This window comes from Catenibacterium mitsuokai (genome assembly GCF_025148785.1).
Lineage (GTDB): Bacteria > Bacillota_I > Bacilli_A > Erysipelotrichales > Coprobacillaceae > Catenibacterium > Catenibacterium mitsuoka.
The window spans coordinates 447,029-460,666 of the sequence record NZ_CP102271.1 but is presented as its reverse complement, the minus strand read 5'-3'; the positions used below and the strand labels follow the sequence as shown (position 1 = coordinate 460,666).

At 35.0% G+C, this 13,638-nt stretch carries 13 protein-coding genes; 8 read left to right on the top strand and 5 right to left on the bottom strand.

Annotated features, from left to right (window positions below; all coding sequences use genetic code 11):
- Positions 1-24 precede the first annotated feature (24 nt).
- Positions 25-1,275 carry an IS110 family RNA-guided transposase gene (locus tag NQ499_RS02285; protein ID WP_259848552.1) on the bottom strand — a complete coding sequence of 417 codons (1,251 nt, stop codon included), beginning with the start codon at positions 1,273-1,275 and terminating at the stop codon, positions 25-27.
- Between the two features lie 318 nt (positions 1,276-1,593).
- Between NQ499_RS02285 and NQ499_RS02280 the strand changes: the two genes are divergently transcribed.
- The 4 genes from NQ499_RS02280 (at position 1,594) to NQ499_RS02265 (ending at position 3,326) form a co-directional block, all read left to right on the top strand.
- Positions 1,594-1,857, top strand: coding sequence for a GH32 C-terminal domain-containing protein (locus NQ499_RS02280; protein ID WP_006505044.1), 264 nt, complete (start codon positions 1,594-1,596; stop codon positions 1,855-1,857).
- A gap of 152 nt (positions 1,858-2,009) precedes the next feature.
- Positions 2,010-2,402 carry an Hsp20/alpha crystallin family protein gene (locus tag NQ499_RS02275; RefSeq protein ID WP_006505045.1) on the top strand — a complete coding sequence of 131 codons (393 nt, stop codon included), beginning with the start codon at positions 2,010-2,012 and terminating at the stop codon, positions 2,400-2,402.
- Positions 2,403-2,454: 52 nt separating this feature from the next.
- Positions 2,455-2,862, top strand: a complete 408-nt coding sequence (locus tag NQ499_RS02270; protein ID WP_117459125.1) for an Hsp20/alpha crystallin family protein — start codon at positions 2,455-2,457, stop codon at positions 2,860-2,862.
- Between the two features lie 56 nt (positions 2,863-2,918).
- A complete protein-coding gene (locus NQ499_RS02265) occupies positions 2,919-3,326 on the top strand; it encodes an Hsp20/alpha crystallin family protein (protein WP_006505046.1) in 408 nt (135 codons plus the stop codon).
- Between the two features lie 32 nt (positions 3,327-3,358).
- On the opposite strand, the gene NQ499_RS02260 is transcribed toward NQ499_RS02265, so the two are convergent.
- Entirely contained in the window at positions 3,359-4,315 is a 957-nt protein-coding gene (locus NQ499_RS02260) for a peptidoglycan recognition protein family protein (RefSeq protein WP_006505047.1), read from the bottom strand.
- A 300-nt stretch (positions 4,316-4,615) separates the two neighbouring features.
- Between NQ499_RS02260 and NQ499_RS02255 the strand changes: the two genes are divergently transcribed.
- The 4 genes from NQ499_RS02255 (at position 4,616) to NQ499_RS02240 (ending at position 7,096) form a co-directional block, all read left to right on the top strand.
- Entirely contained in the window at positions 4,616-5,308 is a 693-nt protein-coding gene (locus NQ499_RS02255) for an iron-sulfur cluster assembly scaffold protein (RefSeq protein WP_006505048.1), read from the top strand.
- 15 nt (positions 5,309-5,323) lie between these two features.
- The gene (locus NQ499_RS02250; RefSeq protein ID WP_006505049.1) at positions 5,324-6,325 is read left to right on the top strand and encodes a GGGtGRT protein; all 1,002 of its coding nucleotides are present in this window, start codon (positions 5,324-5,326) and stop codon (positions 6,323-6,325) included.
- 81 nt (positions 6,326-6,406) lie between these two features.
- Positions 6,407-6,709, top strand: a complete 303-nt coding sequence (locus NQ499_RS02245) for a nucleoside triphosphate pyrophosphohydrolase family protein (protein WP_259848585.1) — start codon at positions 6,407-6,409, stop codon at positions 6,707-6,709.
- A 225-nt stretch (positions 6,710-6,934) separates the two neighbouring features.
- The gene (locus NQ499_RS02240) at positions 6,935-7,096 is read left to right on the top strand and encodes a hypothetical protein (protein ID WP_202898370.1); all 162 of its coding nucleotides are present in this window, start codon (positions 6,935-6,937) and stop codon (positions 7,094-7,096) included.
- An 84-nt stretch (positions 7,097-7,180) separates the two neighbouring features.
- Here NQ499_RS02240 and NQ499_RS02235 read toward each other — a convergent pair whose 3' ends face one another.
- The 3 genes from NQ499_RS02235 to NQ499_RS02225 form a co-directional block, all read right to left on the bottom strand.
- A complete protein-coding gene (locus tag NQ499_RS02235) occupies positions 7,181-8,434 on the bottom strand; it encodes a GDSL-type esterase/lipase family protein (RefSeq protein ID WP_006505052.1) in 1,254 nt (417 codons plus the stop codon).
- Positions 8,435-8,596: 162 nt separating this feature from the next.
- Positions 8,597-9,880 (bottom strand): amidohydrolase family protein, encoded by a 1,284-nt coding sequence (locus NQ499_RS02230; RefSeq protein ID WP_006505053.1) that lies wholly within the window; start codon positions 9,878-9,880, stop codon positions 8,597-8,599.
- A 129-nt stretch (positions 9,881-10,009) separates the two neighbouring features.
- A complete protein-coding gene (locus tag NQ499_RS02225) occupies positions 10,010-13,600 on the bottom strand; it encodes a family 20 glycosylhydrolase (protein ID WP_238319822.1) in 3,591 nt (1,196 codons plus the stop codon).
- Positions 13,601-13,638: the final 38 nt, after the last annotated feature.

Genomic DNA, 13,638 nt, shown 5'->3' with positions numbered 1-13,638 from the left:
TAGAAAAAATAGAATAATTGAATATTATGGTTTAGTTAATTTAGAAACGTCAAAACCTGATTTCTTAAGAAACTCAATTGCTGATTCTTCTGTTAAATCTTGTTGCTTTATAGGTGGATTAGGATTTCTAAATGATTCATAATCTGAAGGATTAAATGTCTCTCCAGTAAGAATCATATGGTATATACTGACAAGCATCATTCTTGCAATTGCGATAATGGCTTTCTTGTGACCTCGTCTCTTTTTGATACGAGAATACTTAATTCCAAAATAGCCCTCCTTATCTTTGATTGCTCCAAGAGCACACTGAACTAATAAAGGTTTTAAATATTGACCTGCTTTAGAAATACGAACTGATTTTTTCTTATTAGCACTTTCGTTATTTGCAGGTGCTAATCCAGCCCAACAGGTTAGTTGTTTATCTGATTCGAATTGTTTCATATCTACTCCGATTTCTGAAATAATAAGGATTGCAGATAAAGTGCTGATGCCTGGTAGTTGGGTGATGTGCATGAATTGATCGAACATTGGTGCTGCACGTTTCATCATTTCGATTTCACAGTTATCAATATGGACTTGTAATTCTTCCATATGAGTCATTGACTCATTCATTTTAAACCTTTGATCAGTTTCAATATTGCAGTGTTTAATGGAATCTAGAATCTTATCTTTATTTTTACACGATCTATGGATACATTTCAAAATTTTCTCATCTTCAATGATATCTGACTCAAGTACTTCTTTCATGATTGCTTGTGCAGACTTTCCAAACGGATCTGAAAATACAGAACCAATACCGATATTGGAAACTGTCATACAGTTCTGATATCGATTACGTTCAGAGGAACGCATCCCAACCAATTTATAGCGATAGCGAGATATTTCTCGTAAAGCTCTTATTTCTTTGGGTGGTATAAAAGAAAATTTGATTAGATCATGTTTAAATAAATCACAGATCCATTTTGAATCTTTCTTGTCAGTTTTCTTTCCTTTAATTGCTTTGACATATTTTGGATGAGTTAAGTAAATATTGATTTCATCTTCTAAGATGTTGAAAATTGGAATCCAATATTTACCAGTAGATTCCATGCATGCATCAAAGCATTTGTGATTAATGAGCCACTGTTTAAGATTCAGTAAATCATGGTTTAAAGTTGAAAACGTTTCTTGGATGTATTCAGTAATACGAGTTTTCTTATTAGTAATACCGATTGTAGCCACAATGATATTCTTGTGAACATCCATGCCACAGCAGATTGGTCTAACAATCTTCATAAAAAAATCTCTCCTTTCATTGAAAGAAGAGAAGTGGCATTGACTGCTATCTAAGCTAATCACTCAGTTGATTGTACAATCATAAGTGTCCTGGCTCTAAGTCCAACTTATTTGTGCTTGAAAAGATAGCGGCGACTTATAAATATTCAGGATATTCTATTTAAGTAGAATTGCCTACTCACCCCTACGTGCTCTGTAGTATACCACCTCTCTTTGATTATACTATTATATCGAGAGGCACACTAGAGTTTTGGTGGATTTGAGTTTGGTTATATATTTGTGTCCGCGCAACGAAGGTGCGGGGAAATGGAGGAAAATATGAATTATGAAGATGGTCTTCTCACTATCGATATGAATAAAAGCGGTTCAGGTCGTGGTGTGAAGCATATTAAAATTCCTGAAATGAATAATATGACTTTGTTTAGCGACACATCTTCTTTAGAGCTATTCATCAATGATGGTGCTTATGCCTTTACTACACGTATTTACAACAATTCAGATACTATTGAAATTATAAGTAATAAAGAAATTGATATGACTGCTTATCAATTAAAAGCGATTGACTTAGAACCTGCCAAATAGGCAGGTTCTTTTCTTTTTAGCACTTTATAAAAGAAAGTGCTAATTTTTAGCACTCAAGTGTTGACATTGCTAAAAGAGTGACTATAATAATAGTTGTAATCGATAGAGAGGTTACTAGAAAAAAGAAAAAACGTTGAGAGAGGCGAACAAATATGAGATATTATCCAAACTTCAATGATGTGTTTGATGATTTATTTGATTCAGGAGTCAATACTACAAAAGCAAATACAATGTTATGTGATATTCGTGAAACTGAAAATACTTATGAAATGAATATTGCGCTTCCTGGATATAAGAAAGAAAATATTGCTTTGGAACTTAAGGATGGCTACTTAAAAGTATCAGCATCTGCTAAGAAAGAAGAAACAGCAGGACGTATTGTAAGACGTGAAAGATATAGTGGTAACTGTTCTAGAAGTTTCTATGTAGGTGAAGGATTTACTGAAGAAGATATCAAGGCTAAGTTTGATAATGGTGAATTAATGATTTCAGTTCCTAAGGAAGCTCCAAAGAGAGTTGAAAAGAAATCAATTACAATCTACTAATAACACGAGACGAAGAATCCCATGTTTAAATTTGATAAAGGAGATGTTATTTATGAGATTTTTACCTGGTTTCTATGATGTGTTTGATGATATGTTTGATGATGGCTGGATGAGTCCATCAACGAATGCAATGCAGTGTGATATCAAGGAAGTAGACAACAACTATGAAATGAACATTGCTCTTCCTGGATATAAGAAAGAAGATATTTCTCTAGACTTGACTGATGGTTATTTAACAGTTTCTGCTAATACTAATCAGGATAAGGAAGAAAAAGATAAGAACGGTAAGGTTATCAGAAGTGAACGTTATACAGGTAGCTGTTCAAGAAAGTTCTATGTTGGTGAGGGTTATAAAGAAGAAGACTTCACTGCTAAGTTTGAGAATGGTGAATTGATGATCACTTTCCCTAAGACTGAACCTGAAAAGATTGAAGAAAAGAAACCTATTATGATTGAATAGCTCATAACACGAGACGAAGAATCCCATGTTTAAATTTGATAAAGGAGATGTTATTTATGAGATTTTTACCTGGTTTCTATGATGTGTTTGATGATATGTTTGATGATGGCTGGATGAGTCCATCAACGAATGCAATGCAGTGTGATATCAAGGAAGTAGACAACAACTATGAAATGAACATTGCTCTTCCTGGATATAAGAAAGAAGATATTTCTCTAGACTTGACTGATGGTTATTTAACAGTTTCTGCTAATACTAATCAGGATAAGGAAGAAAAAGATAAGAACGGTAAGGTTATCAGAAGTGAACGTTATACAGGTAGCTGTTCAAGAAAGTTCTATGTTGGTGAGGGTTATAAAGAAGAAGACTTCACTGCTAAGTTTGAGAATGGTGAATTGATGATTGCTTTCCCTAAGACTGAGCCTGAAAAGATTGAAGAAAAGAAACCTATCATGATTGAATAGGCATTTAAAAAGGAAGCGTGAGCTTCCTTTTTTCATACTGTACGCATGTAATTATAGACTTGTTTCTTGAAACTCTCCCAGTTCATTGATCCAGACTGCCCTTCTATCATTGGTCGAGGGCATTCTTTACCTGACCAGTCATGATGCATACGGAGTTGATCTACACTGAGGTTGTATTGTTTTAATAATGCTGCTGCAAGTTTGGCAGCATTTTTTTCTGCCATATATAAATTGCCATCTGAATTGACACATATCTCTATCGCAATAGACGCACTATTACCTGGCATGACACCATCTCCTGCATGTCCTGCCTGCTGATTAAGTGGTAATGATTGGTAGATACTGTGATCATCCACTGTATAATGCCAGGAAGCAGAACGTACATTACCTGTATATTGAAGTTTAGCATGACTCAAAGCATCGGCTCCTTTACTTGTATTATCTGTTGTATGGATTGTAATATACAGTGGTCTCATTGCATAATGAGTACGATGACTACTTGTTTCAGGGATCATATAATCTTTGTAGAGTGGTATCCCAGTTGTATTCTCTATAGAATTATTGACATCTATACTCACATATTGAGAAGAGACCCACCCCTTTCCTTCTATATACATATAGCGCCCTGCTTCTTTTGTGACATGATAACTTCCTGCAGGAACAGTATTAGAAGTAGCATAGTATGAAAATGGTGCACTATAGAGCGTCTTGGAAGAACTGAATGTAATTGTATTAGAGATTGTAAGAGGCTGTACCCCTACATAGTTTTTATGACTATACTTCTTACCATCCATACCAGTATACGTGAGTCCATCAAAACTGATACATTCTATAGGTCTAGATAGGAGGTGATTACTTATTAAAATATGATCACTTTCTATAATCACCTGTGAGGGTGTATAGCTAGGAAAACTGATGATAAGCAATATGACAACTAATATATTCTTCAATATTCTCTTTTGTTTTGTTGTCAGTCTTTTATGTTTCATAGGTCATTCCTTCTTTCATGGCATTGTCATTATAATCTTAAAATGAGTGTATGAATATTATTTGAACTGAAACAACATATTTACATACTGTAATTTTCAAACAGCAAAAATGAAAACGCTTATTTTTTCACAAGTCCTGATAAAGCCTAAAACTCGTTATTTTAAGCCCTTTTTATACTACTTTTTGCATGCTGTTTTCTTGAGTTTCATTGACTTTAAAAGCATGGTGTCATATAATTTTGACAGGTGATAACCCTCACCTTGAATCAACAGTCATTTAGTAATGAAAGGAGTAAAAAAATGATTTATTCAAAAGAAGTTGAAGAAATGTATTGCGTTAAACAGGGCGGCAATCATGGTTGTGCCCCAATTCCTGAAGAAGGCAAATGGGTTTATTCTAAAGAAATCAAGGATATTTCTGCTTACACTCATGGTATCGGATGGTGTGCTCCACAGCAGGGTGCTTGTAAACTTTCTTTAAATGTTAAAGAAGGTATCATTGAAGAAGCACTTATCGAAACTATCGGATGTTCAGGTATGACTCATTCTGCAGCTATGGCAGCTGAAGCTTTAGTTGGTAGAACTTTACTTGAAGCATTAAACACTGACTTAGTTTGTGATGCTATCAACACTGCAATGAGAGAATTATTCTTACAGATCGTTTATGGACGTTCTCAGTCTGCTTTCTCAGAAGGTGGTTTAGTAGTAGGTGCTGGTCTTGAAGACTTAGGTAAAGGTTTAAGATCAATGGTAGGTACATCTTATGCTACTAAGAAGAAAGGTCCTCGTTACCTCGAATTAACTGAAGGTTACATTACTAGAGTTGCTTTAGATAATGATGACCAGATCATCGGTTACGAATTCGTAAATCTTGGAAGAATGATGGACATGATCAAAGCTGGAGAAGATGCTAATGAAGCTGTTAAGAAAGCAACAGGTTCTTATGGACGTTTTGCTGATGCTGCTAAGTACATCGATCCAAGAAAGGAATAATTAGGAGGTAGAACAATGGCTATTACATTTGAAGGTTATGAAAGAAGAATCAACCAGATCAATAAAACTTTAAACGAATATGGTATCAAAGATATCGAAGAAGCTAAGAAGATCTGTGATGATAAAGGAATTGATGTTTATAACATCGTTAAATCTACTCAGCCTATCTGCTTCGAAAATGCTTGCTGGGCTTACACTGTAGGTGCTGCAATCGCAATCAAGAAAGGTGACGTTAAGGCTGCTGATGCTGCTAAGACAATCGGTATTGGTTTACAGTCATTCTGTATTCCTGGATCAGTTGCTGATGATCGTAAAGTAGGTTTAGGTCATGGTAACTTAGGTTCAAGACTTCTTGATGAAGAAACTCAGTGTTTCGCTTTCTTAGCTGGTCATGAATCATTCGCAGCTGCTGAAGGTGCAATCAAGATCGCATTAAACGCTAACAAAGTTCGTAAGCATCCTTTAAGAGTTATCTTAAATGGTTTAGGTAAAGATGCTGCTAAGATCATCTCAAGAATCAATGGTTTCACATATGTTGAAACTCAGTTCGATTATTTCACAGGTGAGGTTAAAGAATTATCTAGAACTGCTTATTCAGATGGTGACAGAGCTAAGGTTAACTGCTATGGTGCAGATGACGTACGTGAAGGTGTAGCTATCATGCATAAGGAAGGTGTAGATGTATCAATCACTGGTAACTCTACTAACCCAACTCGTTTCCAGCATCCAGTTGCAGGTACATATAAGAAAGAATGTATCGAACAGGGTAAGAAATACTTCTCAGTTGCTTCAGGAGGAGGAACTGGTCGTACATTACATCCAGATAACATGGCTGCAGGACCAGCTTCATATGGTATGACTGATACTATGGGTCGTATGCATAGTGATGCTCAGTTCGCAGGTTCTTCATCAGTACCAGCTCACGTTGAAATGATGGGCTTAATCGGTATGGGTAACAACCCAATGGTAGGTGCTACTGTTGCAGTTGCAGTTGCTATCGAAGAAGCTAGCAAATAATTAATTCAACACTTAAAGTCCTGATTTATTCAGGGCTTTTTCTTTACTACAATGAATATTAATAATTATCAAAAAGAAGCAATGAGAACACTGAATCCCGAACTGAATAAGAAAGATATACTTATTAATAGTGTTATGGGATTATGTGGAGAGTCAGGAGAAGCAATAGATATCGTTAAAAAGTGGTTGATGCAAGGACATGATCTAGACAAAAAACATCTTATTAAAGAATTAGGTGATATAGCCTGGTATCTTGCCGAAGCAGCAACTGCATTAGATGTTCCTTTAGATACTATTCTAGAGGGTAATCTTGATAAACTACATAAAAGATATCCTGATGGATTTAATACAAGTGCTTCTATCAACAGACAAAAAGAGGATTGATTCTGTATCACAGAGTCAATCCTCTCTTTTTAATTACATAGAAAAATGTGAGGTTTCATTTGAGTATGAATTTCAACTTTCAAAAAATACATATACTCTAGATTATTATCATTTTCTTAGCAAAAATGATCATTGTTTTCCCATCTTTCCACTTTCCTTTATTCTTATCGTTGTTTGTATTCGTTTGAATAAATGCTATACTATGAGCAAGGAGAATTGATTGTTATGAAACCAATTAAAAATATTGATCCAGATAATAATGTTAGTCTTCCTGAAACAATCGAAGATAAGTTAAACAAAGCAGAAAAAGATTACGAAGAAGGAAGAAATCATACTGAAGAAGAAATATGGGGAATGTTTAGTAAAAAGTATGGATTTGACTTATAAAATATAATCTTAATTCTATGAAAATGAAAGAGTGTACAAAAAGAGGATTGATTCTGTATTCACAGAGCCAATCCTCTTTCTTTTCTATACTGTCACCGGTAGTTTATCTACCACTGCTTTTTGTCCTTCTAATGTGAAATGAACCCCATCAGTCACATATTCACTTCTCAATTGTGTATAATCTTCATCCTGACATAAATCATCTAGATCAATGTATCCATCTGCAGGATTTGTCTTAATCCATACATTGATATCTTTTCTCATCTGATCTATTTCAGGTGTCCACTCAATGTCATCACCTTTATTTAATATATTACGTGTATAACCTTTCCAGGCAGAACGTGTCACAAGATATACTTTTATATTTCTTTGATGTGCTTTTCTAATCAATGTTTTATAAGCATCAATCATCTGATTTGTAGTTACCTTAGGTGCAATTCCCATCATACTCTTACAATTAGGATGAATAATATCATTACATCCTACCTTGATAATAACAGTCTTTACACCTGGCTGATTTAAAGCATCTCTTTCAAATCTCTTCAACATAGATTCACCATAAGCCATACCAAGACTACCTGCTCCATCAGCACATAGTCGATTACCTTTAATAGCCTGCTGTAAGACACCTACATTATGAATACCAGCTAAATGCAGTTTAGTAGAGAATAGTGTTGGTATATCATTTGCAAGTGTAGAATCACCAATAATAACTGTAGAATGCGCATCTGGACGATTGACATCTAAACCTGTTAATAATGGTATAACATCATATTCACCAAAGCTTCCATTTAATATCATTGGTACACCTGTAGTTGCAGGAAGATTGACTTGATTACCTGAACTTATATATGTTTTACCACCAATTAAACCAAATGTTTTTAACTGATCTGTGTTTTTCATATACATAGAAACAGTGACTGGTTCTAATGCATCTACATGGTAGTCTAATGGATCAGAATAAACAGTTTCTCCCTTTTCTAGTGTTACTTTCTTACATCCATTAAATGTCACAGTCTTCTTTGTAGGAAGTTTAATACGCTGTCTACTTATTGTTTTCGCTATAGTCACAGCATCAATAGTCATAGGACCTGTACCATAAGTATTAGAAAATGTGAGACGTACTGTTTCACCTGTCAATGTAGGTTTAATTACAGTTCTAAATGTTAAGTGATGCAAGCCAAAATCCTTAAAATGATTCCCAAAAAATTTCTTAATACTAAACTCTACTGGACTTGTAGACCAAGAGCCTACCCAGTTTTCTTGAGCGTTGCTAGATGTCACGGATGGGAACAGACATAAAGCAATACTCACAAGACATGTGATCAACTTTTTCATGTGATTTCCCTCCTTTTTTATATTATATCAACGAGAAAAATCTCTCTTCTACTAAAAACATATATATACTTAAATATCATCCATAAATATATGCACATAAATAATTGTATATAGGATATATAAATAGATAACCACTAAAAAATCCCTCAAAGAAGGGATTCATTATAAGAACTTATCCAATTCAGTTTTTACCTGTTCATTGATCTTATTAGTAGGGTGATCAATTCTATGACCTCTCATGATAACAGATTCAATATGTCTTAATGCCAATAAATCATCTAATGGATTATCCTTTGTGACAATCATATCAGCTGACTTACCTACTTCAATAGAACCAGTTTCATCATCAATATCAGCCATTCTAGCTGCCTGTAGTGTCGCACAATAAATGGCATATGCATTACTTACACCTACATACTTATGGAAGTAATATAGTTCTCTCCAGAAGTCATACTGTGTAATCCAAGGGCATCCTACGTCATTACCTAATACAATAGGAATATCATTCTCTAATGCCTGTTTCGCACATTCTATAATTCCATCAAACACTACTTTACCATTATACTGTTCTACTTCTGATGCGTTAGTAATAGAACGATCAAATAAAGCATATGGTAAGGCTGGTGATAATGTAGTACATAAGAATGCATTATTATCTTTAAATAATTGAATCATATGATCATCGAGTTTTGCCCCATGTTCTATAGAATCTACACCATTCTCCAAAGCCACTCTTACTCCATCCGATGATTCTACATGCGCAGCCACTTTAAAGCCTAATTCATGTGCTTTATCACAAACCGCTTTAACCATTTCAGGAGGCATCTTTAATTCTCCAGGAACACCCTTTTCCTTAGCATCTAGAACACCACCAGTAATCATCAATTTTATTAAATCGACATTCTGTTCCTTTGCTTTACTTACCTGTAAAAGTGCATCATCAATTGTTTCAGCTGCGATTGCTACACTCCCTGCCATATGACCATGGGGCACTGAAATACCTTCATTACCTGCTAAAATACGTGGACCTCTCTTCTTGCCGCAATTAATTTCATCACGTACACGTGTATCAAAATCTCTAATACCACCTACTGTTCTAATCGTAGTGACACCACTGAGTAACTCCATTTCCGCAAATCCACATACCATATTATGAGCAATAGCACGCGTAAGTGGATTACTCATTAAGAAATTCACTAGTTTCGCATTATCTCTCTGTTTCTTTTGTGGTTTCCCATTACCGGCTAAGTGTACATGCATATTAATAAGACCAGGCATAATATAGTTTCCTTCTAAATCTATTACGTTATATCCTGTTAAATCAGCTGCTTTCTGTAAAACAATATCCTTAATATTCCCCTGTTCTACAAGAATCGCATATCCTTCCTTAGCATGCATCTCCTTAGTCCCATCTATTATTTTTCCATTGATATAAGCATCCTTCATTATGCTCACCCCTCTCTTACATCTATGATATCATATTCACTTTGCAATATAATTTAAACATTTCACTTCTTTTGTAAGAAAAAAGAAGAGATAGCATTACACTATCCCTTCCCTAAAAAAGATGAATCTTTAGTCTTTCTTCTTCTTTACAGAAACATAACCAGCTAAAGATAAAGCCATAGCTGATACTAATCCAAATAATGAAGTTGGATCACCTGTCTTAACAGTATCATCCTTCTTATCTTCTGGTTTAGTAGTTGGTTTTTCTTCAGGTTTTACTTCTGGTTTTGTTTCTGGTTTAATTTCAGGCTTAGTTTCAGGTTTTTCTGGAACAGTTGGTTTTTCTGGTTCAATAACAACCTTTTCTTCTAAAGCGTCTACTGCCTTAGTTAACTTAGCCACAACTTCATCTACTTCTACCTGAGTTGCATTTTCTGCGTCAAGACCCTTAGCTTCTGCAACAACATTCATTAATGCAGCCCAAGAATCTGCAGTATATTTCTTTTCATCTAATTTCTTAATTTCAGCAAGTTTAGCATCTAATGCAGTTGTATCACCCTTAAGAACATCTAAGCCCTTAATAGCGTCTTCTAATTTCTTAGCAGCTTCATTGACTTCTTCCTGAGAAGCATCTTTGTTTTTAACAACAGCCTTAGCCTCTTCTAATGCCTTTGCAAATGCATCACGTGCTTTCTTAACAGCCTTATTTAATGTTTCTTCAGAGATAGCTTCAGCCTTAGTCACTGTTTCTTCAAGTTCAGCCTTATTCACCTTAGGAGCTACCTTCAAGTTCTTCATAGCTGTACGTAATGCATTCATTACTTCTTCGTTATTTAAATCTTCTTTTGCATAAGCTTTCTGTGCTTCAACTAATGCTTCTAAGAATGTATCAACAGAATCACTTGTCTTATCAGTTAAATCCTGATTATAAGCTTCTGTTAATAAATCTTTAAGTTCAGTATTTTCAGCCACCTGTTCATAAGTGAACTGCACTTCTGCAATCTTATACCAGCTGTCGCTTGCTTCTTTCATTTCAAGTTTAACGTACTTCACTGGCTGTTTATCGAATGTGAATGTCTGTTCAAGATTATTCGCATCCATCTTTAAGTTACCTACTGTAGTCCAGTTTTCTTTATCTTCAGATACCATGATATCTGCATTCTTGATAATATCTGAACCTGGTCTTTCAGGAGCTGAAATCTTAATACCACTCATATTCACCTTATTTGCGAATGTAAATGTGATATGTTTACCGACTTTCTGTGCATCATTGAACCAAGCAAATGTATCTCTATTACCATCAAACATCTTGTCATAGCTATACTTATCGCTTGGAGAAACACCTAATGACCAATAACCATCAGATGCCTGAACACTAGGAACATTTCCATCACGCTTCATTAAACCATTTCTAGCAGCAACTAATTCATCATATGCAGTCTTCACTGCTTCATCAGTTACTTCTTCACCATAAAGAACCTTCTTACCATTCTTTACAGCTTCTAAGTATTCAGCATAACCAGAAGCATAACCATTATCAGCCATTGGGTTTTCTACTTCTACCCATAATGGATAGTAAGCACGTTTAATAGCTTTCTTCTTAGCATTATTTAACGTAGTCAAGATAGCATCCACATCCTGCTGTAATGCATTCTTATCATCATAAAGTTTCTGTGCTTCATCTAATGCAGCTTTATATTCACCTAGTGTTGCACCAATATATTCATTTTCATCTAAAGCATTATCTAATGCATCCTTTAAGTCAGTCTTGTCTGTGTAGATTTCATAAGTGAAAGTGAAAGTATCACCCTTCTTACTATATGTACCAGTTGCACTGTCTTTATCAGACACTAAACGATAACCATAAATCTTTTCAGCAGTGAAGTTATATTCATCACCGATATTACCATAACGAGTCACTGGACTCTTGATGTCCTTACCATCTTGATCTACATATTTAATAGTCACTTTACCTAATGAATCAGCTGGTAAGATTGACCCAGAATCTGGTAAAGTAGAACCCTTTTCAAATGCTGCAACATGTCCAAGCTTTGCATAATTAGCCTTAAACTGGTTATGAGAAATAATACTATTAGACTTTGTATTCCATGCCTTAGTAGCAAGTGCACGCATTTCATTTGCGATATCTTCAGTAATAGTATCTTCATCACATACATCAGCCTTATCACACCAGATTGCAAGTGAGGCACCCTTGATAGCTGGGTTATCATCTGCAATAGTGTTAGCCTGGAATTTACCTGGAGTCCATTCATCAAAGATTAACTTATCAGAATTCAAGTTATCAAATGAATGCTGTTTACGTCCATCATCTGGCATAGATGGTCTTAATACATAATAGAAGAAACTTGCATTTACGTTATAAATAGTATCATGACCCTTATCTAAGAAAGTCTGAAGCTTCGCAATGCTGTAGTTCCAAGACATCTGGCTCCAGAAATCAATACCGATGTACTTATGCATTTTGATCATCTGTTTATTCTGTCCCCAGGAATTTTCTCCATAATAGATACCATCGTTCCAAATACGTGGAGTAAATCCTTTTTCATGTACATGTTCTGCTAAGTCATTGATATATTTCGCAATAACATCCTTCCAAGTTGCATTAGGATCAATGTTTTCTCTTGCATAGTTATCTAGTACTTCTTTGTACTGAGTAGTGAAAGGTGCACGGTCGAATTCCATATATTCATCGCCACCGATGTGGAAGTCTGTACATCCTTTAAATAATTCCATGTATTCATCATATAAGCTATAGATATACTTAATCGCTTCAGGATTAGTAACATCTAAACCTGATTTATAATTATTACCATATTTATCTTTCTGTCCATATTCTGGATGAGCTCTTAAAATCTGGTCAACATGGCCTGGAGAGTCAAATGATGGAATGACTTTAACGCCATATTTCTTTGCTTCCGCAAGAATTTCTCTTACATCAGCTTTTGTTAAATGCTGTTCAGATACGATTGATGGATCTGTTTCACATTCAATACGGAAACCTAAGTTTTCTGAAAAATGCATCTGGATAGCATTCATCTTGAAGTAAGACATTTCTCTGATCTGTCTAATGAACCAGTCTTTAGAAATGTACTTACGAGCCATATCTACATGGATACGACGTTCAGCAACATTAGGATAATCAACGATTTCACCATAAGCTAATGCACCATTTACGCTAGTGATCTGTTCAATAGTACGTAAACCATATAAAACAGCCGTTTCACTTGCACCAGTTAAATGGATACCAGTGTCATCAATTGTAATCTTATAAGCTTCTTTACTTGTAGTCTTGTCAGTAATTTCTGATACAGGTTTGATATCAATAGTGATATCAGTTGGTGCACCATCCTGATTATAAAGCATAGCCTGAGCATCACTAGAAATAATCTTCTTTGCCATAAATTCAGAGTTAACTAATTTAACGATTTCTGCAAGTCTATTATTCTTTAAGTTGGCTTCATTCGCAACGATTACGAATTTAGAATCCTTAGTCATTACCCAAGTCTTATCAGAAGCATCTTTAGTATATGACTGTAAGATTGGTGTAGTTGCAGCAACGAGCTGTTCATTAGTCATTGTTCTTTCAGCAATTGCAGGCGTACCATTGTATGCCTGTGCAACTATAGCGCCACTTGAAAGAGTCATAGAAGAAACGAGCATAACGCTCATTAACATACGTTTCATATTATTTGTATTCATTTTCATTTTTCCCTATCAAGTAAGAGGCAGGCATTGCT

Coding starts and splice junctions, on each gene's coding strand:
- NQ499_RS02255 (WP_006505048.1), top strand. CDS start 4,616: ATGATTTATTCAAAAGAAGTTGAAGAAATGTATTGCGTTAAACAGGGC.
- NQ499_RS02265 (WP_006505046.1), top strand. CDS start 2,919: ATGAGATTTTTACCTGGTTTCTATGATGTGTTTGATGATATGTTTGAT.
- NQ499_RS02275 (WP_006505045.1), top strand. CDS start 2,010: ATGAGATATTATCCAAACTTCAATGATGTGTTTGATGATTTATTTGAT.
- NQ499_RS02250 (WP_006505049.1), top strand. CDS start 5,324: ATGGCTATTACATTTGAAGGTTATGAAAGAAGAATCAACCAGATCAAT.
- NQ499_RS02285 (WP_259848552.1), bottom strand. CDS start 1,275: ATGAAGATTGTTAGACCAATCTGCTGTGGCATGGATGTTCACAAGAAT.
- NQ499_RS02240 (WP_202898370.1), top strand. CDS start 6,935: ATGAAACCAATTAAAAATATTGATCCAGATAATAATGTTAGTCTTCCT.
- NQ499_RS02280 (WP_006505044.1), top strand. CDS start 1,594: ATGAATTATGAAGATGGTCTTCTCACTATCGATATGAATAAAAGCGGT.
- NQ499_RS02235 (WP_006505052.1), bottom strand. CDS start 8,434: ATGAAAAAGTTGATCACATGTCTTGTGAGTATTGCTTTATGTCTGTTC.
- NQ499_RS02225 (WP_238319822.1), bottom strand. CDS start 13,600: ATGAATACAAATAATATGAAACGTATGTTAATGAGCGTTATGCTCGTT.
- NQ499_RS02230 (WP_006505053.1), bottom strand. CDS start 9,880: ATGAAGGATGCTTATATCAATGGAAAAATAATAGATGGGACTAAGGAG.
- NQ499_RS02260 (WP_006505047.1), bottom strand. CDS start 4,315: ATGAAACATAAAAGACTGACAACAAAACAAAAGAGAATATTGAAGAAT.
- NQ499_RS02270 (WP_117459125.1), top strand. CDS start 2,455: ATGAGATTTTTACCTGGTTTCTATGATGTGTTTGATGATATGTTTGAT.
- NQ499_RS02245 (WP_259848585.1), top strand. CDS start 6,407: ATGAGAACACTGAATCCCGAACTGAATAAGAAAGATATACTTATTAAT.